We start from the raw sequence: 23,029 nt of genomic DNA, 5'->3' as shown, positions 1-23,029 counted from the left end.
TCATGATGCTCTCCGGCCTGGCGAACCATTCATTCGCATCAGCGCCATCAACATCGGCCCAAGTGAAAACTCGCCGCGTTCTGCCTTGCGGGTGAGGTCACGCAAATAACCGCCCGCATTGTTGATGTGCCCTGCCCTTTCGAGGATGCAGGCCATGACGGCTGCAGCATTCTCGGCGCCCAGTGCCTCGCAGCCATCTTGATAGGCGCTCGGACTGACGCCCAGCATCGATCGAACGACCACTGCGGCTGACATGAGATCGCGCCAGCTCCCGATCGCCCCGCCCGGCCCGTAGTTCGAAATTTCAGGGCAGGCCTGCAACACCATTGCCAGCGGAAAAGCCTTTATCGGCTCTCGCATCCGCCCAATGTCTGGGTTCGACTTCGCCCCCGGCTCTTTTTCAGAGCGAGGTTCAAGTTCATTGCTGGATTCGGGTTTTGAATTCTGTATGTGACGTCCATTCTGGGCATCATTGCCATCTGTTTTTTGAGAATCTTCCTGAATTTCCAGTTGGTTGATGATCTCTTCACGCAACATTCGCATTTCGTTGAGGACGGATTCAATATCTTTGAGGGTCGGGGAGCGGGGGACGCGGGCGAGGAGCTGCACGTAGTGATCTTCCAGCTTTTCCCAATCGCCAGAAGCGCCCTCTTCTATCGCAGCCGTGAGCAGCTTACGAACATCGCGACGGCAGATCGTCAGTGCTTCCTTGGCGCTGCGGAAGTGCCGGCGCTCGGCCGCTACCTGCTGCGCGAGCTGCGCAAGCTCTTCGGCCCGAGCAAGCAGTGGCGCGAGGCTGAAGCCGAACGCATCTTCGATCTGGCCGCCATTGTCCTTTCGGGCGTATCGTTTGCCATTCGCACTGTCCTTGCGCTGGATCAGCCCAGCATCGACGAGTGCGGCAAGGTGTCGGCGCAATGTCGTGCCAGCAATACCATGCGCTCGAACGGAAAGCTGTTCATTTGACGGGAACACCACCAGGCCGCGCTCTTCCGAAAGCTCATTATCCGGGTAAAAGGTCAAGAGCGCATCAAGAACAGCAAGGGCGCGGTCCTGAATGCCGAGCGCTGCCCTCGCCTCCGAGGCATCGCGAAAGATCTTCCATTTGTCGGCCGTCTTACCCGGCCGCATCTCAGCCGTTTTCATTTGCCCTCTTACGTGGGCAAGCGACATCGGCCGCCGCCCGAAGGGCGTCGTCACACTTCCAATCTGCATTTTTTCTCTCACCTTAATTGAGGCAAAAGAGATCCGCCCGCCAAATCGACGGTTACGACTCTTGACAGGGATTCGTGGAAATGCGATTCTCGATCTTGCTTAGGGAATACGAGAAGGGCTTCCACGACTTGGTCGTTTGGGGGCCTTTTTCTTTTGCGGCTTCAGTCTCCTTTGCTTCCCTCCTTGAGGAATTGCTCGTAGAGCGCATCCAAATTGCGGGAAAGATATTCTCCGAAACGGCCAGCATTCTTCGCCTTCATCGAGAGCGAGAAAGCTTTGCCCGTATTCTTGATTTCAGCCTGCACTGCCTTGTCCCGGGGCTGCCACTTCGCCTTTTGAGTCGAAACCTCCGCCTTCCTCACAGGCCGCGCAGTTCTGTTGAGTGCCTTGTACAGAGATGAAAAGCGTTCATCAGACGGCAATGCGTCGAAGCCGTCCGTGCTCAAAACTTCTGACACTTTGCCGCTATTGGCGAATTTTCCGACCAGAAGTGAAAGCTCTACCCAACGCTCTCGGCCCACACCGGGAGCTGACCCGATTTTTTCTATGACGTCAGCCGAGATGCGCTCTGCCACCGTCATCATCTTCGAGATCGAAGCCGCATTCGCCGACAATGCCAAGGAAATCACCTCTCGGCCATAACCAAGATCATCTAGACGCTTGGCGAATAGCGCCCTTTCGATAAAAGAGAGATTCGCACGCGCGGAATTTTCCTGACCTTGAGCAATGACATGGGAACGATCGTCGATTGCCTTGACAACAGCCCGGACTTTTCTGCCGAGGTCCCTTGCTGCTCTTACCCGTCTGTGGCCGAAGACGACCTGATAAAGACCATCGACCTTCGTGTGGGGCCGCACGAGAATAGGCGTATCCTGCCCACGTACCCGAATCGCCTCTAGCAGATCTTGATACTCGCCGTCGTCGTCTGAAATCCGATCCTTTACGAAAGAGCCTTCAATTTGTGCCGGATCGAGTTCGATAATTGCCTCGCCTTCGAGAAATTTATCAGCTTGCTTTGCCAACTCGTCCAGCGAACGCACGAGAGATTTGCCTGCGCCTCGCATAGGATATGCGGGTGCCGCGCTATCTTCATGCAGATCAGCAAGTCCCTCGAGCAGATTTTTCCGTGCCATCTCATTTGCTCCGAACAGCCGTTAGCTGTTTGTTTTTCCGCATAAAAATTCCGTTTTTGTCAGCCGACAAATCGGCGCCCCCATGATTCGTGAACGAGGCCGGCAATCTCAGCATTCACTGCATCCAACGATTCCATCGCACGGTCATACGTGCCTCTGTTCATGGATGCCCGATCAACTTCGTACAGAGTTTGCTTGGTAATCCCGGCATCCGAAACCGCCGTCGACTTCACCATCTGGTTCTTTAGTATGAACTCGTGGAACATCGTGGACATAAAGCCGACCATCTGGGCTTGGGGAACATCGGTCGGCTCGTAGCGCGTAATCAGGTATCTGTACCAGGAGAGGTTCACTTCCGCACCAGCCGCACGGATCGGCTTTAGAATTCCACCAAGCATCAGCAGGAACTGACCCATCGACATCACATCGAGCATCTGCGGATGGATTGTTATCAGAACACTTGTGGCTGCGGTCAGTGCGGTCAGCGTCAAATATCCGAGCTGCGGTGGACAGTCGACGACGACGACATCATAACGATCGTCGACCTCAGCCAAAGCCCGTGATATACGGGTGAAAAACGTTTTGCCTTCATTGGAAGACTTATCAGACATCGCGAGCGGCGTGTCGTATTCATACTCCTGTAAATCCAGGTTTGCAGGGACGATGTCCAATCCAGGAAAATTAGTGGTCTGGATGATTTCCGAGATTGGCTTTCTCGCGCCATCGTAGCGAATTGCGTCATAGATCGACGCAATCTGATCGAGCTCCGGTTGGAAACCGTGCAGAGACGAAAGGGATGCTTGAGGGTCGAGGTCTACCGCGAGGACGCGATGCCCGGTCAATGCCAGGTACTGCGCCAAATGGGCAGCGGTCGTGGTTTTCCCCGAGCCTCCCTTGAAGTTGACTACAGCAAGCACCTGCAGCTTTTCACCGCCGCGCCGATGGGGAACATACATGCGGTTGTCGGATCGACCGTGCGTATCCAGATATTGGCGAAGTTCCAACATTTGTTCGGCGGTATAGGAGCGACGGCCCGAGGACGAGGTTTGAGGGGAGGGGCCCTTTCCCTCCAGATGCAGCTTTTTCAGTGTGCTTTGCGATACGCCGACATAGGTCGCGACCTCTGCCAGCGAGAAGCTTCGCAATGTCTTTTTCGCGTTCGGCGGGAATCGTTGTACGCTAAGTAGGTGCAGCTTTTTCGAAATCAAATCACCCTGTTCAAGGATTTGATCTTCAAAGTGCATCGGCATCTTAAGCGAAGCCATCGAATTAGCGTTCATTGTCAGAAATCTTTCAGATAACGGTTTTCGGCCCGATAATGCCACTGAACCGTTATTATGTCCGATTCTCCCGGGCCGGCAAGGAAAATGCGGCTAATAAACTGTTAATAGGCGGGAGGCCCTTTGACCTATGGTTAACGCCGCTGTCGGTGTTTCCCTTGCGAATCCAATCTGTTACAGTCCCGCGATGCAACTTTCGTTGCTTATTTGTTCACTGGTGATTCCTACAACTAAGGGGATAACACGCGAGATCAGATCAGTGCGTTCTCGCCCAAAACCGCGCGACTCACCGAAATACCTTGTAGGATTCTACAACTGCCCCGCCGTTCTAATCCGTGCTGCTCTTTGTCGATAAATTTAAACGACGGAGATCAGCATGAAGGTTGTTGCGATATCGACAAGACAGGGGCTTCCCGCACAACACCTTCTCGAAGCACATCATCGACTTCGAGCTCAGGTGTTTTCAAATCGGTTGGGTTGGGAGGTCGGTGTTATTGACGGCCGGGAAGCGGACGCCTTCGACGCTCTCCAGCCTACTTACATACTCGCCGTATCGGACGGCGCTCGTGTGGCAGGATGCGCTAGGCTCTTGCCGGCCATGGGTCCGACGATGGTGACGCATGTCTTTTCGTCACTGCTAACGCACGGACACCTAAACGCCCATCCATGTATGATCGAAAGCTCCCGCTTTTGCGTGGACACCACCTTGGTCGATCTTCGCGGAGGGGGTCTCGTCCACGAGGCCACTTTGACCATGTTCGCGGGCATCATCGAATGGTGCATCGCAAATGAATACACGGAGCTCGTCACGGTGACCGATCTTCGATTCGAGCGGATCCTTGCGCGCGTTGGATGGCACCTGTCGCGATTGGGCGAACCCAAGAACGTTGGCAACACAATTGCCGTCGCGGGCACCTTGCCGGTGAACGCCGAGACATTCCTCAGGCTTCGTCCATCCAATTACCGTTCTGAATTCTTCTCCCCAGATGGGCAGCGGAAAAGGAGAGGTCCGTGAACCAGCTCCGCTCTCACCACCGGCTTGTCTGCAAACTTCAAAACGCGCTCGGCCATACGCTGTGCGCCGCACTGGGAGACGTGGATGTGATCGAAATAATGCTCAATCCGGACGGAAAGCTCTTTATTGAGCGCCTCACTCACGGCGTTACGGCGGCCGGCGAAATGTCGCCCGTCGCGGCGGAAACGGTGATCGGAATTGTGGCGCATTTCCTTCAATCCCAGGTAGACACGAAGCAACCCATCATCTCCGGCGAGCTCCCGATAGGTGGGCACCGCTTCGAGGGCCTTTTACCACCAGCGGTCGCCAAGCCAGCCTTTACGATCCGCCGCCGTGCCCCACGCCTAATTCCGCTCGAAGAATATGTGCGGTCAGGCGCGCTGACGGGATACCACGCCTTGATGATCCGAAAAGCAATTTCCAAAAGGCGAAACATCATTGTATCCGGAGGCGCCGGTTCTGGCAAAACGACGCTTGCGAACGCGTTGATCGATGAGATCGTCAGATTCACCCCCGAAGACCGTTTGGTGATCCTCGAAGACACCGCCGAAATTCATTGTTCGGCCGAGAACGCCGTTCTACTGCATACCAGCGATACCGTTGATATGGCGCGACTGCTGAAGAGCACGATGCGACTGCGCCCCGATAGGATTGTCGTCGGCGAAGTCCGCGACGGTGCCGCGTTGACCCTGCTGAAGGCGTGGAACACCGGTCATCCAGGAGGCATCGCGACAATTCACTCGAACACCGCCATGTCGGCGCTCCGCCGCCTTGAACAACTGACCGCAGAAGCAAGCCAGCAGCCGATGCACGAGGTTATCGGTGACGCAGTCGACCTCATCATCTCCATTGAACGGACACCGCACGGGCGGCGGGTTCGAGACGTCATCCACATCGAACGGTTCGCGGAGGGCCGATACGAGATCGGTTCAGACCAACTCGATGAAGAAGAGGAGGCCCGACATGTCGCGTAAGCCTTCGCTCGCCAAGGTCACATTCTATGTCCTGACGACAATTCTCGCTTCGTTTGATCCGGCACTCGCCAGTTCGGGCGGTGGCGGACTGCCCTGGGAAGGACCACTGCAGCAAATTCAAGAGTCGATCACCGGGCCTGTCGCAGGATACATCGCACTTGCGGCTGTCGCCATAGCCGGCGGCATGCTCATATTTGGTGGGGAGCTGAACGACTTCGCGCGGCGACTTGTATACGTGGTTCTCGTCGCCGGCATTCTGCTCGGTGCCACGACCATCGTGGGCCTGTTCGGCGCGACTGGAGCTTCAATAGGCCTGACGAAGGACCTGATCGCCTCGGACGGCTTGCAAAGCGCAGGAGTGACAAATGGCTGAGTCCGCGTCCGGTCTGCAGCGGAACCGCATCCACCGCGCGCTGTCGCGCCCCAACCTTCTGGTGGGCGCGGACCGGGAACTGGTGCTGATCACCGGCCTGGCCGCAGCCATCCTCATCTTCGTCGTCCTCACCATCTATTCGGCGCTCTTCGGCGTTGCCGTCTGGATCGTCGTCGTCGGGCTCCTGAGGATGATGGCAAAGGCCGATCCGCTCATGCGACAGGTCTATGTCCGCCATATCTCGTACAAGCATTACTACAAGGCGACCTCCTCGCCGTGGCGCCGGTATTGAGAGGAAGGCATGGTCGCTCTCAAACGCTTCCGGGCCACCGACCCATCCTTTGCGGATCTCGTCCCCTATGCCGGCCTCGTCGACAATGGTGTTCTCCTGTTGAAAGACGGAAGCCTGATGGCCGGCTGGTATTTTGCGGGACCGGATTCAGAAAGCGCCACGGCCCTCGAGCGCAACGAACTGTCGCGCCATATCAATACAATCCTCTCGCGTCTCGGAAGCGGCTGGATGATCCAGGTCGAAGCCGTGCGCATTCCGACATTCGACTATCCGTCGGACGATCGTTGCCACTTTCCCGACGCGGTCACGCGCGCGATCGACGCCGAGCGGCGTGCGCATTTCGCGCGCGAACAGGGGCATTTCGAGAGTAAACACGCGCTGATCCTGACCTATCGACCGCTCGAATCCAAAAAAACGGCGCTCAGCAAATACATCTACTCGGACGAGGAGAGCCGCAAGAAGACCTATGCCGACACGGTGCTGTTCTTTTTCAAGAATGCGGTCCGCGAGATTGAGCAGTATTTCGCCAACACGCTTTCGATCCGTCGCATGGAAACGCGGGAGGCTGTCGAGAGGGGAGGGGTGCGGGTTGCCCGCTACGACGAACTGCTGCAATTCGTTCGCTTCTGCATCACTGGTGACAACCATCCGATCCGGCTGCCGGATGCGCCCATGTATCTCGACTGGATCGCGACGGCCGAGCTCGAGCATGGACTAACCCCAAAGATTGAAAGCCGCTTCCTTGGTGTCGTCGCGATCGACGGCCTGCCGGCTGAGAGCTGGCCGGGGATCTTGAACAGCCTCGATCTTATGCCGCTGACCTATCGCTGGTCTTCGCGCTTCATTTTCCTCGACGCGCAGGAGGCCAGACAGAAACTGGAGCGGACCCGCAAGAAATGGCAGCAGAAGGTGCGCCCATTCTTCGATCAGCTTTTTCAGACGCAGAGCCGTTCGGTCGATCAGGACGCCATGACCATGGTGGCCGAGACGGAAGACGCCATCGCCCGGGCTTCGTCGCAGTTGGTCGCATACGGCTACTACACGCCCGTCGTCGTTCTCTTCGATCTCGATCGCAAAGCATTACAGGAAAAGGCAGAGGCCATTCGCCGGCTGGTTCAGGCCGAGGGTTTCGGAGCACGGATCGAAACACTCAACGCGACGGACGCATTTCTCGGAAGTCTGCCGGGCAATTGGTATTGCAATGTGCGGGAGCCACTGATCAACACCAGCAATCTTGCCGATCTCATCCCGCTCAATTCAGTCTGGTCGGGCCACCCCGTCGCCCCCTGCCCATTTTATCCGCCGAGTTCGCCGCCGCTGATGCAGGTGGCGAGCGGCTCGACACCGTTCCGGCTCAACCTCCATGTCGATGACGTCGGTCATACCCTGATCTTCGGACCGACTGGATCGGGCAAGTCGACGCTCTTAGCGTTGATAGCGGCGCAATTCCGGCGCTATGAACGCGCGCAGATATTTGCCTTCGACAAGGGCAATTCCCTTCTGCCGCTGACGCTTGCTGCCGGCGGCGATCACTACGAGATTGGCGGAGACACGCAAAAAGCGGAAAAGGCGCTGGCCTTTTGCCCGCTATCGGACCTCTCCAGTGATGTAGATCGCGCCTGGGCCGCGGAATGGATCGAGATGTTGATCGCGCTGCAGGGCGTGACCATCACTCCGGACCACCGCAATGCGATCTCTCGCCAGATTGGCTTGATGGCCAGTGCACCGGGTCGATCTCTCTCGGACTTTGTGAGCGGCGTACAGATGCGCGAGATCAAGGACGCGCTCCATCACTACACGGTCGACGGTCCAATGGGTCAACTGCTCGATGCCGAGGAGGACGGCCTCTCGCTCGGTGCCTTTCAGACCTTCGAGATCGAGCAGCTGATGAATATGGGCGAGCGAAATCTCGTGCCAGTCCTGACCTACCTTTTCCGTCGCATTGAGAAGCGGTTGGATGGGTCGCCGAGCCTGATCATCCTCGACGAAGGATGGGTGCCACTTGGGCATCCGAAATTTCGCGACAAAATCCGGGAATGGTTGAAGGTGCTTCGTAGACTAAATTGCGCCGTTGTGCTCGCCACTCAGTCAATCTCGGATGCTGAGCGTTCCGGGATCATCGACGTGTTGAAGGAATCCTGTCCCACGAAAATCTGCCTGCCGAACGGCGCCGCAGGTGAGCCTGGGACGCGCGAGTTCTATGAGCGGATCGGCTTCAACGAGACACAGATCGAGATCGTTTCGAATGCGATTCCTAAGCGAGAATATTACGTCGCCACCCCTGAGGGCCGGCGGCTCTTCGACATGTCGCTCGGCCCCGTGGCGCTCAGTTTCGTTGGCGCATCCGGCAAGGAGGACCTGAAGCGCATCCGCACGCTCAGTTCCAAACACGGCCGCGACTGGCCGATCCACTGGCTACGAACGAGAGGAGTTCACGATGCCGCAGCGCTGCTCAACCTCGAATAGATTGCTCGCTGGCCTGGCGGCTGTCGCATTGATGGCCGGCGCGGTCGTGCCCGCAAATGCTGGAACTGCCACGGGTGCCGCCACCGAGTGGACGCAGGTCCTCAATAATGGCGAGCTGGTCGCTTTGGTCGGGAAGTCCGGCGAGCAGATCCAGAACCAGCTCACCCAGATAAGCCAGCTCGCACAACAGATCGAAACGCAGCTGAATATCTACCAAAACCTCCTCCAGAACACGGCGACGCTTCCGTCGCATATGTGGGGGCAGGTCGAAAGCGATCTCAACCAATTACGCAGCATCGTCGATGGGGGGCAGAGCATCTCGTTTTCCATGGGCAATGCGGATGATGTGCTGCAACAACGTTTTCAGAGCTACTCAAGCCTCAAGACCAACTTGCCAGACAATGCTTCTTTCTCAACTGCATATCAGTCCTGGTCGGATACCAACCGGGATACGATCGCAAGCACGTTAAAGGCGGCAAGCCTCACGGCCGAACAGTTCGACAATGAGGAAGGCACGATGGCCTCACTGAGGTCGATGTCTGAGACCGCCGACGGGCAGATGAAGGCTCTGCAGGTTGGGCACGAGATCGCTGCGCAACAGATTGCGCAGATGCAGAAGCTTCGCGCCCTTGTCTCACAGCAAATGACTATGATGGGAACCTGGTTTCAGACCGAACAGACCGACAAGGACCTTGCGCAGGCGCGACGTGAGAAATTCTTCAGCGGGACTGCCCCTTCCACCTCCGGCGGCGAAAAGATGAAAGTCGAGTGGTAAGCACATGACAACAATATGTCTTCGGCGGCTCCGCGCCGTGATGGTGGTTGCCACCTTCTGCATGCTGGCAGCACAGCCAGCAGTCGCCCAGGAAGGTTCAGTGCTGACCTCATTACAGAGCCAAATCACCACGGCCGCAAAGGGGTGGGAAACCACTGTCATGGATGCGGCGAAATCCTTGTTCTGGATCCTCGCGACAATCGAGATTGGCATCGCCGCGGTCTGGCTCGCATTACAGGCAGCTTCGCTAGACAGCTGGTTTGCCGAGCTTGTCCGGCGGATCATATTTGTCGGCTTTTTTGCCTTCGTTTTGGGACAGGGGCCGACCTTTGCGAAGGCAGTGGTGGATAGTTTGTTTCAGATTGGGGCTGGAGGCGGCACGGCCTCCCCTGCGGACGTCTTCAATGCTGGACTCGCCGTCGCAACGAAGATGTCGGAAAAGATACAGTTCGGTCTTTTTGAGGACAACGCGTTGGCGATCTCGGCTGCTTTTGCAATGGTCGTCGTGGTCATCTCGTTCTCACTTGTTGCCGCGATCTTCGTTTCCGTGATGGTTGAAATGTATATCGGCCTGCTTGCCGGCATGATCATGCTTGGTCTCGGTGGTGCGTCCTATACCAAGGACTTCGCAATTCGATATCTGATCTATGCCTTCTCAGTCGGAATGAAGCTCATGGCACTTGTCATGATCTCGCGCATTGGGTCGGAAGTGCTGATCGGATTGGCAAACGAACCCGACATTGGTGATCAATTCCAGACCGCGCTCGCAATCTCTGGTATTGCCGTCGTCGTCTTCATCGTCGCGATCTACGTTCCGAATATCATGCAAGGCGTCGTCCAAGGTGCGTCGGTCTCAGGCGGGATGGAAACGATCAGACACGGTGGACAGGCCGCATCCTTTGCCACAGGCGCTGGATTTCTTGCGGCTGGTGCCGCCGGCGCTGGATTCGCGGCAGCTCAAAGCGCGCGAGCGGCGGGATCGTCGATTGCCGGCGCCATGCTTCGTGGGGTCGGCGCGGGCATCGGTTCCGCCGGACAAGCAACGGGCTCTGCCGCGAAGGAAAAGGCGATCGGTTCGCCGGGCGCCTATGCAGGTTCAATCCTCGGTCTCGCCAACGCCAAGCTCGACCAGGCGCGTAGCGGGCATAGCGGACCAAAGCCGCCCCCCGAACGCAAAGACTAACAGCAATCAGAAAGTGAAGGACCGATGGCAGCGAACCGCGCCCCCGAAAATCCGTATCTTGCTGCGCGCCAGGAATGGAGCGAGCGATACGGCACCTATGTGCAGGCGGCCGCCGCGTGGCGCATCGTCGGTATTCTCGGCCTCACCATGGCTGTGATCGGCTTCGGATATTCGATGTATCTCAGCACTCAGGTCAAGCTGGTGCCCTATATTGTCCAGGTCGACAAACTGGGCACGGCGGTAACAGCAGGTTTCCCCGAACAGATCGAATACGCCGATGTCCGGGTGGTGCGCGCCACACTCGGCAATTTCGTGACCAGCTTCCGTTCGATCACGCCGGACGCCGTCGTGCAGAAGCAATATATCGACCGGACATACGCCCTGCTTCGGACCTCCGATCCATCGACGCAGAAGATCAATGACTGGTTCCGGAGCAATTCGCCTTTCGAGAGAGCCAAGTCTTCGACCGTTGCCATCGAGGTCAACAATATCGTGGCGCTCTCCAACCAGACTTATCAGATCGACTGGACCGAATACGAACGGGACCGAAAAGGCAAGGAAACCGGCACGCGCCGGTTCCGCGGAATCGCGACAGTTACGCTTACCGCGCCGCAGGACGAGGCGACCATCCGCCTCAATCCGATCGGCCTCTACGTTAGGGATTTTGACTGGACGGCACAGCTTTGAGGGCAGGGGATTTGACATGCACAGAACAGGATTGATCGCGGCCGCAGGCTGTATGGCCGGACTCGCCTTTGCAATGGGCGCTCATGCCCAAACCATGACATCGAACGAGGTCAAGGGAACCAAGCTGTCGAGCAAATGGCGCGGCACGCCCGGCCTCGTGACCACGGGACCGGACGGAAAGGTCATTTTCCTATTCGGGGAGACGCAGCCATCCGTGGTCTGCTCGCCGCTGCAGGTCTGCGATATCGAATTGCAAGGCGGCGAGATCGTCCGAGATGTTCTCGTTGGAGACACTGTTCGCTGGAAGGTGGAGCCCGCCACCTCCGGTGCAATCGGCGGCCAAGCGATCCATCTGATCGTCAAGCCGTCGGAAGCAGGTCTTGTCACCTCGATGGTGGTCACGACGTCGCGACGTACCTATCACATCCAGCTCAAGTCACATCCGAGCCAGTACATGGCACGCGTCGGCTTCGAATATACCGAGGATGTCTCGGCCAAGCTCGCAGATGTAAATTCACGCCTTGAGACCGGCGGCTTCCCCGGTACGGCGTCCGATAAGCTGAACTTTTCCTATTCCATCAGCGGGAGCGCGTCATGGAAGCCGAAGCGGGTCTATTCGGATGGCGTGAAAACTTACATCCAGTTTTCGAAGTCGATCTCAGGTCAGGATGCACCGGTGCTGTTCGTGATCCACGGTGGCCAGAGCCGCATCGTCAATTACCGCATGAAGAACGACTTGATGATCGTCGATTATGCCGTCGACGAGGCGATCCTCGTCTCCGGCGTCGGCTGGCGCCAGCAGAAGATCACCGTTCGGCGGGGAGGCTGAGCTATGCACAAGCTTCTCGTCATCATCATCAGCGGCTTTCTCACCGCATGCCAAACTGAAGAGGATGGGTTGGACGCCAGGTTAAACGCCGCGCCGGTCTCCGGGCCCGCCGCAAGTGCCATCGCCGGCGACATGGCAAGCCGGCTCGCCGAGCAGATCGGCCCCGTGAGCTCGACGACAATCAAGATGGAAAAGGACACATCGGAGTTTGCGACGGCACTCCAGGCGGCCCTAAAGGGCTTTGGCTACACCGTTCTAACCGACGGCAAAGTTGGAAAGGACGTGAAACCGGTCGAGCTCACTTACTCGATCGATGGCACTCAAGATCAGGTACTCGCGCGGCTGTCAACACCGTCCATTACCCTTGGCCGCGCATACAAAGCAACGGCAGCCGGTGCGACGCCGGCAAGTCCGCTCTCCATCATGCAGCGTATTTGAGGGGAAGGGTATGATCCAATCGCTCCAGCTCGGCCCTTCAAAGCAAGCCGACGGTCAGAAAGGCATGCTTCGCCTCAATCGGCTACCAATTATTATCGCCACGGTCCTCATCGCGCTGTTCTTCGGCGTGGTCGTGATCGGCCTATCATGGCGAGGACTTCCCTTCCACTGGAGCAACGAGATCGACAGCACCTTGAATACACCGGCGACGAACTTCGGTGACCAGCTCAAGCGCGGCATCAGTGACGGAATCATCGGCGAGCCAGGTGAGCGGGAAGTGTTCCAGCCAACACCCACCGTCGAACAGAAGGTGGAGAAGGGAGCGCCTGTTATAGACCGCCGGCCCACGGAACGGCAAGAAAGACGCCCGCAGCTCGAATCAGAGGAGGAATGGAGAGCGCGCCTAAAGCGGGAGCAGGATGAACAATATATCCGTGAAGCTCAGCGCCTGCGGATGGCTCGCCTGCAGGCGCGGGCAACGGCTTTGGACTCGCCTTTGAAGGTAGATATTTCTGACGTCGAGAAAGCCGCTAAAAGTTCCACAGACGCCGGTCGTCAGACTTCAACGACGACAGCCAACAATGCCTCGGATCTCTACACCGCCGCGTCGAAATCCGGGCTGATGGGCCAAAACGTCGACCCGAATGCCCAAAGTTCGAAGGAGGATTTCTTCAATCAGGACATCAAGGATCTTGGCTATTTGCCGAATAAGATCGTGCCGCAGATGTCGCCGTATGAGCTGAAGCGCGGCTCGGTCATTCCAGCCACGTTGATCACAGGTCTCAACTCAGACCTTCCGGGCCGGATTGCCGCGCAGATCAGTCAGAATGTCTATGATAGCGCCACCGGCTACCGGCTCCTGATCCCGCAGGGAGCCAAGTTGTTCGGCCGTTACGATTCCAAGGTTTCCTTTGGCCAGGAGCGCGTGCTCGTCGTCTGGACTGATCTGATCTTCCCGAATGGCTCGACGCTGCAGATCGGCGCCATGGCTGGGACCGATGGGGCGGGATATGGCGGCTTCAAGGATAAGGTCGATCGGCATCTCTGGCGCACGTGGAGTTCGGCAGCACTTGTCGCGATACTTGGAACCGGCATCGACATGTCGATGCCCAAAAGCACGACGCTTGCCACCCAGGACACGGCCTCCGATGCCGCCAGACGGAATTTCGCGGACACCTTCGGTCGCGTTGCCGAGCAGACCATCTCGAAGAACTTGAACGTTCAGCCGACAATCCAGATCCGGCCGGGATACGAGTTCAATGTCTTGGTCGATCAGGATATCGTCTTCCCCTCTGCCTACAGCAGTCAGTGATACAGCATCAGAAAAAGTCTTTGTTTAACTTCATCTCTTAGTCAGAAGGTTTGATTGCGAAATAGAGGTGAATAGACGTTTGCGCTGGTGAGCGCAGATCTGTATCACTTCCGAAGGAGCGGGGGCGCCTTCACGTACAACAGAAAGGAGACAGGTCTGTGGATCCAGCCTTAAGCGCTCTCATTGACATGGTTGAAGCTTCATACGATGAACGGATGATCAAACGCGGGCTCAAAGGCTTCGTTCATTCGTGTGGATTTCAATTCTTTGCCTATCTGCAAACGGAAGGCCTTAGCGCCCGCGCGCTCAGTTCCTATCCCGAGAAATGGCAGAAAATTTACCTACGCAACCAATATTCTCGGGTGGATCCGGTCGTAACGGAAGCCAAACGCCGGATGGAAATGTTTTCGTGGGCGATCGATGACTGGCCGTCTCGTGGGAGCTCTGAGTTCAAGCGTTTTCGGGATGAAGCGGTCGAACATGGCATTCGCAGTGGGGTGACGGTTCCCGTTCAAGGCAGTTTCGGCTCAATCATTATGCTGACATTCGCTTCCTCGGGGCACAAAGCTGATATTTCAAAATGTCAGAAGCAACTAAACCCGCTGCAGGCCGTGTTGGCAGTTCACTATCGCCTGAAGATCATAGCTGCGTCGACGATCGTCGCACCCGGCCGGCTGCTTTCACCAAGGGAAGCGATGTGTCTTACGTGGGCGGCAAAGGGTAAAAAGGCGTGGGAGATTGCCTTCTTAATGGGAATTACCCCAAGAACAGTGCAGCACTATTTCGATAGCGCACGCAAGAAGCTGGATGCTGCGACGATCCCTCAGCTCGTGGCAATCGCGAAGGACCGCGGTTTGGTGTAACCATCATTCGTCGTTTTCGGAGGGCACATCAGGAACATAACCAAGCGCATCGATGATTTCCGAGAGTTCTTCCTGCTGGGCTTCTGACTTCTTTTGGCGATCGAGATACTCATCTTGCAGGCTCTTGAGCACGTCGCTGGAAGTCGAGGCGTCGGCGGTTGCAAGAGTCCACGCTTCGTAGACAGCTTCATCCGCGGCTAGAAGTCGGCGGTGCTCGCGGATCGCAGAAATTGCCAACGCTTTCAAATCGGCTTCTCGCATCGCACTATAACGAGACTCTCTTTTGCCGCTTGTCTCGAATGAGACCTCGTTGTCCATCCGCTTCTCCTCTTACCTCGTTTGCGACCCGCCAAGGATCGAGACCTTCCGGTATCGTATACGCATTGCAAAATACATCCCATCCTTCAGTAAGATGGGTGGCCATAAACTCGACAGTTCATTGCTCGCACGAAGAGGGCATCAGCGAACGCCTCATCGCTCTGATCTATATGCAGATTCTATATCTGAAACACCGTTGTAGAGAATACTCCGTGGAGAAATACTCTGCAAGCCGCTGCTTTCTCCACCATGGAGATTCGAGAGGTGTTTGCACGGAATCTGAAAGCTGCGCGTCAAGCCAAAGGCCTGTCGCAAGAAGAGCTTGCGTTTCGGGCAGGTATCGATCGAACTTATATCAGTTCTCTGGAGCGCAGTGTCTATAATGCAAGCATCGACGTCGTCGATCGCCTGGCGACGGTCTTAGGTGTTGAGGCGTCTGAATTGCTGAAACGTCGGCCTGAGACAAAAATTAAGCCATTGGGATGACGAGTACAGAGTTGGGAACCGAAAACAAGGCAACCAAGGACGCAATGCTCGGGGTGTCCTCGAATGATCCGTCATCCTCCGGCAGAATTGCTATGCAGCCATAAAAGGTTATCCCATCCGGCGAACGTTACGCGGTACCCTTTTCGCCTTTGGCGTTGGCACTTTGGAATTGCCCTTCAACTTTCAGACGATCGAGGACGATTATGCATGCCGGGGATGCGCCATCCGTCGCGCCGTTTTCGACGTAAGAAATTCGAGTGCTTATTTGCCTCCAATCCTCGAAAGATCGATCCGAATTCCGGCTTGACCAATATTCTCATTCACCTTCGTCCGCTTCTCGGGAGTGGTCACGGCGACTGGTTGTCCATCGACGGAACGCGCTTCGCTTTGCCGAGGCAATTCGATGGAGGCTCCTGGATCCTGCGCTTGAAATACACGCACTCCTTCGAATTCCCCGGTCTTCCAGGCATAGAGCGCATCTTCGAAAATCTGGCGGAAGACGTCATCGCTCTTCGGATTGCCGTACCATCTAGCAACAATGCGCAGGACCTTGGCGAACATCGTCGTGCCCTTGCGCAGGTTCTCGCAGGTATCCACCAAATCCAGCGTCAGATCGGCTGCCTCCTTCACGCCGACACCGGCTGGAAACTGGGTCAGGCCGACGCGAACCTCAGCTTGCTCAACATACTGCCGAACGATCGCCATGGCTTCGTCGGCCGACGTTGCCTTCGGAACTAGAATCAACCGGCCGTCTGATTTGACTGTGACGGCAAGGGGGTCGGCCGACCCAGCGGCTGTCACGAACTGCTCGACGATCGTGGATGCTAAGGAGGGGTCGGCGCATTGTTGGATTAGGGCAGCGTCAAGCATGACGTCTCCAATGAAAGAACACAAGGGGTAAAGCACCAGCATTTGCGGGCATTTCCTTGGGTTCGGTTGTCTTTTGACCGGCGTTTTGACCGATCGGCTCAAATCTCTTCGTTCCGCTGGACAGGTTGTTCCCGTCCTTCGGTTCTCGAACCATTCTCCAACGCGTGACCTGATGCGTTGGCTTCGGTCACAGAGTGGCGTTCGGCTCCCGGTTTCCCATTCTCCTTGAGGAGCGCAGCCCAGACCTGCCAGGCTCGCTAGAACGTCATCAGGGCAACCGGGATATCGTCGACGCGCCTTCCATGTTGCTTTCGCCGCGCGGCTTGTAAGCGCGCTGATCACGCAGGATCTGGAAGGCGATCGTCAAAAGCTTACGCGCGATGGCCACACGCGCCTTATTGGTTCCTCTGATCTTCAGATGCTCGTATTGGGCGCGCAGCTGTGGATCGCTGGCGATGGCAGGAGAAACCGCTTCCACGAAAGCCCAGCGCAGCCACTTGTTGCTCTGCTTGATGATCTTGCCGTGATAGGTCTTGCCGCCGGAGGAATAGGTCGACGGCACAAGCCCGGCATAGGCGGCAAGTTTCTTCGGGTTGGAACCGCGATACGTCGTCGATCTCAGCATCGATCAGCCGGGCGAAGAACTCGCCGATGCCGGGGATCGTCTTCAACAGTTTGACGTTGCCATTGGCCTTGGTCATCGCCCGGATCGTCGCTTCCGACTGCTTGATGCGCCGATCGATGTCGCCGATGAACGCAAGGCCGCGATCGATCTGGATGCGGTCGATCTCCGAGACCTTCACCTGCGCCAGCTGGACGCGGCCGGCCTTGCCGAACAGGTCACCGAGCTTCTTCAGCCGTGCCGTCTGCTCGGGATAGCGGTCGAACACCGTGACGATGCGGTTCTTCGTCATCGTGCGCAGCCGCACGTAAAATGTCATCGAGATCACCATCCAGTTGCGCGTCGCCTCAACCACGGCATGCGAGTTCTCGCGGTAGCGTTCCAGGAACCCGCCAAGCGACTGGCGGTCGTTCTTCACCCGGCCGGATCTCAGCATCTTGCCGCTGCTGTCCTGCACCACCAGATGGCTGTAGGATTTGTGGTAGTCGACCCCGATATGGTATTCATAAGTGGCAGTCATGCTTCCAACTCCCTTGTTGAGATCTTCGAAACCCCAATAAGGTAAGCCGAAAGGCTGGAAGTGTGACTGTCCCTCGACATCATCGGCATCTCAGTGATCCGTTCTCTCTCCGGGGGCGGCCTCTTTCATGCCACCTCCTTGTAATCAGGTGTTGAAGGAGATGACGAGGGGTTTGTCGAACAGGCGCGCCCAGGCTTGCGTGCTTGCGCGCTGGATGGCGACAATAGGGGTTCCTTTGGTCCACCATCCATTGCCGGCGGCAACAATGACATCCGGATGATACAGCATGGACTGGAGGACAGGCCATATGATCAGTTGCTCATAGCAGATCAGTGGTGCTAGCCGATGGTCGGCAACCGTCACCGTCGGATTTGCGAAGAGATGCGCCTGCGCGCCGCCACTCTGACTAAGCAGGGGGCGCCAGGGTTGCCACATCGAACCTGGAACCGGCATGCGCTCTTGATAAAGGAGTTGCGCACCATTACCGGAGATCGCAATCAGAACGTTGTCGTATCCGCCCGAATTGACAACTGAGGCGCCGGCGATAACGGATATGTCCGTTCCCTCCAGAGCTTTTACCCACAGGCGCTCCGTGGTCGGTGTCCAAGAGCCGAGGGCGCTTTCGGGCAACACGATCCGACGGCTGCCGCCAGATACTCGATCCTTCACCGTGGCAATCAGATCACGGTGGCGCTGCAGACTGATGTCGCGGCCGAGCGAAGCGCCCAATTCGAGATCGACGCCCTGCCATGCTTCCGGTAGGGCCGGCACGGTCCAGACTGCGGCGGACCAAAGCCACAGACCTGAAAGGGCGATGACGATAGCTGGCCAAGCACGGGTTACAAGGCCGATGAGGCCGGCTGTCCCGGCGACCAATCCCCACCATCCCCATCCTGGAAACAGTACACCCGTGGCTGTGATCGGATGTGCCCAACCGGTGATGCCGAATGGTGGAATTGTCATAAGTACGGACGCAGCAAGATAACGAAATGGCCGCGTAGAGCCGCATCTCGTCCAGAATACTGTGTGGACGCCGATAAAGCTCAGCGACGCGCAGAGCCAGAGCAACAGGCCCGGCAAGAGATCGGAGACGTAGAAGGTCGCGACACCTTGGGGTAATCCCCGAGAGGCCGCCAGGAAATAGCCAGCCGCGACAAACGCGGCAATCAACCGCGTTCGCGCAAGCATCCAGAGAATTGGAAACCCGAAAGTGACCGGAAGAAGCAGAACGTGGCCACTCCATCCTACCACTCCGACGATGATAGAAGCGGGAATCGGGAGGGCGGACTGAAGTTGGTCAAGGCGCATAGGTGAGCACCTGTTGCGCCAGGCCGACGATGCCGGAAGCTGGCAGGGGGCCGAAATAACGGGAGTCATAGGAACTCCTGAACGCTGAATAGACAAAAACGCTTCCCGCCGGCACGACACCGCCGGGAAATGGCGTCATTGGTCGACCCGCGCCGTCCCGCTCAGTGAGGTCGGAAAATGGGATCGGGCGCCCGTCGATCGTCACGTGCGCACCGATTTCGACATGCTGCCCGGCTACAGCGATGATTGTCTTGATGAGCGGAGCGATCGCGCCCGGGCAGGATCCAACGCGGAGATACCCTCGCGCGCGCCCCTCCCGTATTGCCGCCGTAAGCGGGGGGCAAATGAAAACGAGATCCCCGCGAGCTGCCGGGCGATCGAGCGCCACGATACGCCAGAGGCCGAGGGGTTCGCTCGGTGTCAAGTTGATGCGAAAGCCGCCGACGATTGCGGCAGCAACACCGCCGCTAGCGACGGATGCCGCCAGGGCCAAGAGCACGACTGCATGGGTCCTTTGAGCGCTTCGCGTACAGAACGCAAACACGGGTGTTTTCATTTTAGCGAGAGCCCCTGGCTCTTCGTCTGACGCATTGTCTCCGCGTGCTTCAGCGCCTCGGTCGTACGCTCATGAGCGGCGAGTTGCTGCACCGTCCGCATCGAACTCCATGCCGCTTGAACCTCTGCCTTCTGCCCTGCCGTCATTCCCGACGTGACGGCATTGAAGGTCTGTCCAATGGGGTCCTTTGCAGCAAGCGACAGGAAGATTCGCTCGCCGAACCGCTCCGATACCGCCTTGGCGAAACCCTCCAGTTCCGCCTTCATCATTTTGTCGGCAAGTGCATATTCGAGGCCGGCGGGCAGGTCGTTGCGGTCGATCGCATCGCGAACGCGCTCGAGGATCTGCTTTGCACCTTGCGACAGCGCGGGAATATCGATCGAGACCTTCAGACGGAGAGCGCGTTCTTCGACCTCGAACTTGCGCTCCGCCTCCGCCCGCTGGCGCAAATAACGCTCCAAATTACGGGCCAACGCCGGCGCATTCGTTTGTGCCTTTTCTCGCTCCTGTCTGTCGGCGTGGCTGGCGAGTATCCCGGTCTTGCCCTTGAGCGCGCCGAAGCGTTCAGGCTCCGATCCGATCCTAGCCAACGTGGATTTCGCAATGCTCTCGTCCTTCAGCATCGCGTTGACGTTGACGGCCTTGAACGCGCTTTCCGGCTGGGCGTAGACGAGGTGGAAGCGGGTCGAGACCTCCTCCCATTGCTTCTTCAAGCCGGGGTCGGCGGCAAGCCGGTCTTCGACGGCCTGTTCCAGCGATTTTGGGAACGTGGTGATGCCCGATACCATTGGTTTTGCCTCGTTGATCCTGTGCGATTGAGTGGTCTTGGCCGCGCCGGCGAACAGACCAAGCCTGCCGGCGATCGTCGCCAGACGTGCGCCAAGCTCGGCGAGCTTCGACTTTTGCCGGACGGTCCATTCGAGCCTGTCGCGAACGACCGTGCGTGCGACGTTAACGAGGTGAAGGCCACGGGCGTCGGCGAAGCGAAGGGCTTGGGCGTAGAAGCGCCCGCTCGCATAATCGAGCGTCGTTTCCTTGGCTTGTCCGCGCGACAGGATCGAGATCAGGCCGCCCGCCTTGGCGAAGGATCGGCGGCCGTAATAGAAGCTAAGGTCCTCGCGATGACGGGTCATGGCAACGTAGGTGAGATGGCGATCGAGCGACAAGGACGCCAGGACCTTCACCCGATCCACGGTGGCGCCCTGGCTCTTATGGATCGTGATGGCATAGCCGTGATCGAGATTGGCGTAGAAGCGTTGTTCGACCGTGACCTGGCGGCGGTGTTCGCCTTCTCCGACTTCCGCGACGATACGCCCCGGCGCCGCTTCAACGACCTTCGCCAGCATGCCGTTCTTGACGCCGAGCGAACCCTCGTTCTTCAAGAACACGATCTGGTCGCCGGCTGCGAATTTCCGGTGACCGTCTTCGGTCCGGAAGGCGAAACCCTCGGCTACGAGGCCGCGTTCGATGAGCTTTGCGCGGGTCATGTCGTTGAGCATGCGGACTTCACGACGCAAGTGCGCAAGAATGAGGCTCGACTTTTGCGGATCGTAGTCGCGGTTCCAATCGGCAATCAGCGCCTGCACGGCATCGGCCTTGAGATCGGCTTCACTGATGCGACCCTGGGCGCGATAGGCTTCGACCGCTTTGCCGATATTGCCGCGGGCGAGATCGAGCGACGCCTCGCGCATCCACTGTTCGCGCTGGCGATAGATGGTTTCGAGCTCGGCATAGCCGATCCGATCGGCAATGGCGCGGAAGGCAGCGCCGGCTTCGATCGGCTGAAGCTGTTCCGGATCTCCGACAAGCACCAGTTTGGCGCCGGACTTGGTCGCCGCTTCGACGAATAGTGCCATCTGCCGCGACGACACCATGCCCGCTTCATCGAGAACGAATACGGTCCTGTCGTCCAGCTGATTGCGGCCTTGGTTCCAGCGCAGTTCCCAGGATGACAGCGTGCGGGAGACAATGCCCGCTTCCTTCACCAGGCCCTCAGCCGCCTTGCCCGCAAGCGCCCCACCGACGACGCGATAGCCGGCGGCTTCCCAGGCCTCACGCGCGGCTTTCATCATCGTCGTCTTGCCGGCGCCGGCGCGCCCGATCACCGCGGCGATGCGCTCACCGCCGATAACATGGGCGATCGCCGTCCTCTGCTCGTCCGACAGGCGCAGATGATGGGCAAAGGTAGCTTCGCGCACGGCGTCCGCAACGCCGTGGGAGGAGCGTTGAGACAGCCAGATCGCCCGGTTGGCCAGTTCCGCTTCGAGCCGGATGAGCTCCCGTGTCGTGTATCTTGCCGGTACGCGTTGTCCGCTCGAAAATTCGATCCGCTCACGCTCGAGCCGGAGCGTGTCCGAGCTCTGCAGGATTCTTGCCATCAGGCTTTGGAAGAGGCCGGCGTCGTCAATGTAGCGGTGGAGGATCTTGGCAACGTCACGTTCGTCGAAGACGCTCTTCTCCCGGGTGATCAGGTCGAGCACCAGCTCGGGACGGCGCCGGATGCGCCGGGCGTTTTCCGCCCGGCGCTCCTCCTGCAGCTCCAGCCGCTCCAGCGAAGGGAGCCGCTCGGCTTCCGCCGACTTCCGCTCGATCGCCTTGGCGCCGACACCGAGGTGGATAGTCGGCGTCAGATCGATCCCCTGCTTCTCGAAGGATCGGCCGTCGACGCGGAGATCGAGGCCGGCACGCGCCAGATGCCGGTTCTGACAGGCAAACCAGCCGTCGCGAAAGGCGTTGAAATCGTCGAGGCTACCGGCCCAGAGTTCATAGACGATCTTGCTGGCATCGTTGCGCACCGGCTTGCCGTCAGGGCCGGTCACTGCGATCTTCTTGGCGCCGAACCCGTCTTCGGCAAGTGGCCGGAGCGTCGTCATCAGGTGCACATGCGGGTTGCCGGGCGCATCGTGATAGACCCAGTCCGCCACCATCCCGTTCGATGTGATGTGCCGCTCGACGAAATCCCTCACCAGCTCGATGTTCCGCGCGGTCGAGAGTTCCACCGGCAGCGCAATGGTCACGTCCTTGGCGAGCTGGGCATCGACACGCTTCTCGAAAGTTTCGACGCTATTCCAGAAGGCTTCGGAGGCCCCGGAGACGGAGCGATCGGCGATCATCGCCCGCAGCCAATTCGGTGCATCGGCCGGGATGACGAACTCTTCATGCAGCAGGCCCTGCTTGCGCGTGTAGTCGATCGTGCGGGCTTCGCGCTCGTACTCCATCTTCGCGCAATGCCGGTAGGCCGCAGACAGCACAGCGCTGCGGCCGGAACCGCGGGCGACGATGCTGACGGAGAAATGAGGGACGGCCACGGCGGAGTTCTTTCCCGATTGCGAGCAAATCAACATGTTCGGCAGCGAGTCCGGCCCCGCCAGGCGCTCTCAAAAAACGTCGCGTCAGCGACGTATAATTGCGCCCTTCGGATGCCGCTCTTGTCGAGCGGCCGGGATCATCCACGAAAGCATCGCGCTTGGCGATTGTAGGATTCACAGTAGTGCGTTGCGCACCGACATCCGGA

The 23,029-nt window shown here is 58.1% G+C and carries 21 protein-coding genes and 1 pseudogene; 13 read left to right on the top strand and 9 right to left on the bottom strand.

Features of this window, described 5'->3' with window-relative positions:
- From repC to repA, 3 genes are all read right to left on the bottom strand, one after another.
- Positions 1 to 1,215, bottom strand: coding sequence for a plasmid replication protein RepC (repC, locus tag NXC24_RS24070; protein WP_104825920.1), 1,215 nt, complete (start codon positions 1,213 to 1,215; stop codon positions 1 to 3).
- A gap of 161 nt (positions 1,216 to 1,376) precedes the next feature.
- On the bottom strand, positions 1,377 to 2,348 hold the full coding sequence (repB, locus tag NXC24_RS24065; RefSeq protein ID WP_104825919.1) for a plasmid partitioning protein RepB: 972 nt from the start codon (positions 2,346 to 2,348) through the stop codon (positions 1,377 to 1,379).
- Between the two features lie 59 nt (positions 2,349 to 2,407).
- Positions 2,408 to 3,628, bottom strand: a complete 1,221-nt coding sequence (repA, locus tag NXC24_RS24060; protein WP_104825918.1) for a plasmid partitioning protein RepA — start codon at positions 3,626 to 3,628, stop codon at positions 2,408 to 2,410.
- A 376-nt stretch (positions 3,629 to 4,004) separates the two neighbouring features.
- Between repA and traI the strand changes: the two genes are divergently transcribed.
- From traI to NXC24_RS24000, 12 genes are all read left to right on the top strand, one after another.
- The gene (traI, locus tag NXC24_RS24055) at positions 4,005 to 4,643 is read left to right on the top strand and encodes an acyl-homoserine-lactone synthase TraI (RefSeq protein WP_104825917.1); all 639 of its coding nucleotides are present in this window, start codon (positions 4,005 to 4,007) and stop codon (positions 4,641 to 4,643) included.
- On the top strand, positions 4,640 to 5,617 hold the full coding sequence (gene trbB / locus NXC24_RS24050) for a P-type conjugative transfer ATPase TrbB (RefSeq protein WP_104825916.1): 978 nt from the start codon (positions 4,640 to 4,642) through the stop codon (positions 5,615 to 5,617). Before traI ends, trbB begins: the two co-directional genes overlap by 4 nt.
- A complete protein-coding gene (locus tag NXC24_RS24045) occupies positions 5,607 to 5,990 on the top strand; it encodes a TrbC/VirB2 family protein (protein ID WP_104825915.1) in 384 nt (127 codons plus the stop codon). Before trbB ends, NXC24_RS24045 begins: the two co-directional genes overlap by 11 nt.
- Positions 5,983 to 6,282 (top strand): conjugal transfer protein TrbD, encoded by a 300-nt coding sequence (locus NXC24_RS24040; RefSeq protein WP_104825914.1) that lies wholly within the window; start codon positions 5,983 to 5,985, stop codon positions 6,280 to 6,282. Before NXC24_RS24045 ends, NXC24_RS24040 begins: the two co-directional genes overlap by 8 nt.
- 9 nt (positions 6,283 to 6,291) lie before the next feature.
- Positions 6,292 to 8,748 (top strand): conjugal transfer protein TrbE, encoded by a 2,457-nt coding sequence (locus NXC24_RS24035; protein ID WP_104825913.1) that lies wholly within the window; start codon positions 6,292 to 6,294, stop codon positions 8,746 to 8,748.
- A complete protein-coding gene (gene trbJ / locus NXC24_RS24030; RefSeq protein ID WP_104825912.1) occupies positions 8,720 to 9,523 on the top strand; it encodes a P-type conjugative transfer protein TrbJ in 804 nt (267 codons plus the stop codon). Before NXC24_RS24035 ends, trbJ begins: the two co-directional genes overlap by 29 nt.
- Positions 9,524 to 9,527: 4 nt before the next feature.
- Positions 9,528 to 10,706, top strand: coding sequence for a P-type conjugative transfer protein TrbL (gene trbL / locus NXC24_RS24025; RefSeq protein WP_104825911.1), 1,179 nt, complete (start codon positions 9,528 to 9,530; stop codon positions 10,704 to 10,706).
- Positions 10,707 to 10,730: 24 nt separating this feature from the next.
- Positions 10,731 to 11,393, top strand: a complete 663-nt coding sequence (locus tag NXC24_RS24020; RefSeq protein ID WP_104825910.1) for a conjugal transfer protein TrbF — start codon at positions 10,731 to 10,733, stop codon at positions 11,391 to 11,393.
- 16 nt (positions 11,394 to 11,409) lie between these two features.
- Entirely contained in the window at positions 11,410 to 12,222 is an 813-nt protein-coding gene (gene trbG, locus NXC24_RS24015; protein WP_104825909.1) for a P-type conjugative transfer protein TrbG, read from the top strand.
- Between the two features lie 3 nt (positions 12,223 to 12,225).
- Positions 12,226 to 12,660 carry a conjugal transfer protein TrbH gene (gene trbH / locus NXC24_RS24010; protein WP_104825908.1) on the top strand — a complete coding sequence of 145 codons (435 nt, stop codon included), beginning with the start codon at positions 12,226 to 12,228 and terminating at the stop codon, positions 12,658 to 12,660.
- A gap of 10 nt (positions 12,661 to 12,670) precedes the next feature.
- Positions 12,671 to 13,972, top strand: coding sequence for an IncP-type conjugal transfer protein TrbI (trbI, locus tag NXC24_RS24005; protein ID WP_104825907.1), 1,302 nt, complete (start codon positions 12,671 to 12,673; stop codon positions 13,970 to 13,972).
- A gap of 158 nt (positions 13,973 to 14,130) precedes the next feature.
- Positions 14,131 to 14,835: an autoinducer binding domain-containing protein gene (locus NXC24_RS24000; protein WP_104825906.1), complete on the top strand. Its 705-nt coding sequence runs from the start codon at positions 14,131 to 14,133 to the stop codon at positions 14,833 to 14,835.
- A 3-nt stretch (positions 14,836 to 14,838) separates the two neighbouring features.
- Here the strand turns inward: NXC24_RS24000 and NXC24_RS23995 are convergent, their stop codons facing one another.
- Positions 14,839 to 15,153, bottom strand: a complete 315-nt coding sequence (locus NXC24_RS23995) for a transcriptional repressor TraM (RefSeq protein ID WP_104825905.1) — start codon at positions 15,151 to 15,153, stop codon at positions 14,839 to 14,841.
- Positions 15,154 to 15,402: 249 nt separating this feature from the next.
- Between NXC24_RS23995 and NXC24_RS23990 the strand changes: the two genes are divergently transcribed.
- Entirely contained in the window at positions 15,403 to 15,639 is a 237-nt protein-coding gene (locus NXC24_RS23990; RefSeq protein WP_104825904.1) for a helix-turn-helix transcriptional regulator, read from the top strand.
- A 261-nt stretch (positions 15,640 to 15,900) separates the two neighbouring features.
- Here NXC24_RS23990 and NXC24_RS23985 read toward each other — a convergent pair whose 3' ends face one another.
- The 5 genes and pseudogenes from NXC24_RS23985 to traA form a co-directional block, all read right to left on the bottom strand.
- The gene (locus tag NXC24_RS23985; protein WP_104825903.1) at positions 15,901 to 16,509 is read right to left on the bottom strand and encodes a TraH family protein; all 609 of its coding nucleotides are present in this window, start codon (positions 16,507 to 16,509) and stop codon (positions 15,901 to 15,903) included.
- Between the two features lie 268 nt (positions 16,510 to 16,777).
- Positions 16,778 to 17,132, bottom strand: a pseudogene (locus NXC24_RS35900) (transposase); the annotation flags it as partial.
- A gap of 663 nt (positions 17,133 to 17,795) precedes the next feature.
- The gene (locus tag NXC24_RS23975) at positions 17,796 to 18,959 is read right to left on the bottom strand and encodes a conjugal transfer protein TraB (protein ID WP_104825902.1); all 1,164 of its coding nucleotides are present in this window, start codon (positions 18,957 to 18,959) and stop codon (positions 17,796 to 17,798) included.
- Complete coding sequence (gene traF, locus NXC24_RS23970) at positions 18,949 to 19,515, bottom strand: conjugative transfer signal peptidase TraF (protein WP_104825901.1); 567 nt, start codon at positions 19,513 to 19,515, stop codon at positions 18,949 to 18,951. Before traF ends, NXC24_RS23975 begins: the two co-directional genes overlap by 11 nt.
- Positions 19,512 to 22,823 carry a Ti-type conjugative transfer relaxase TraA gene (gene traA, locus NXC24_RS23965; RefSeq protein ID WP_104825954.1) on the bottom strand — a complete coding sequence of 1,104 codons (3,312 nt, stop codon included), beginning with the start codon at positions 22,821 to 22,823 and terminating at the stop codon, positions 19,512 to 19,514. The genes traF and traA overlap by 4 nt, the downstream gene beginning before the upstream one ends.
- Between the last annotated feature and the right edge of the window lie 206 nt (positions 22,824 to 23,029).

Source organism: Rhizobium sp. NXC24 (genome assembly GCF_002944315.1).
Taxonomy (GTDB): Bacteria; Pseudomonadota; Alphaproteobacteria; order Rhizobiales; family Rhizobiaceae; genus Rhizobium.
The sequence above is the reverse complement of the archived record's forward strand: the minus strand, read 5'-3'. Positions and strand labels throughout refer to the sequence as shown.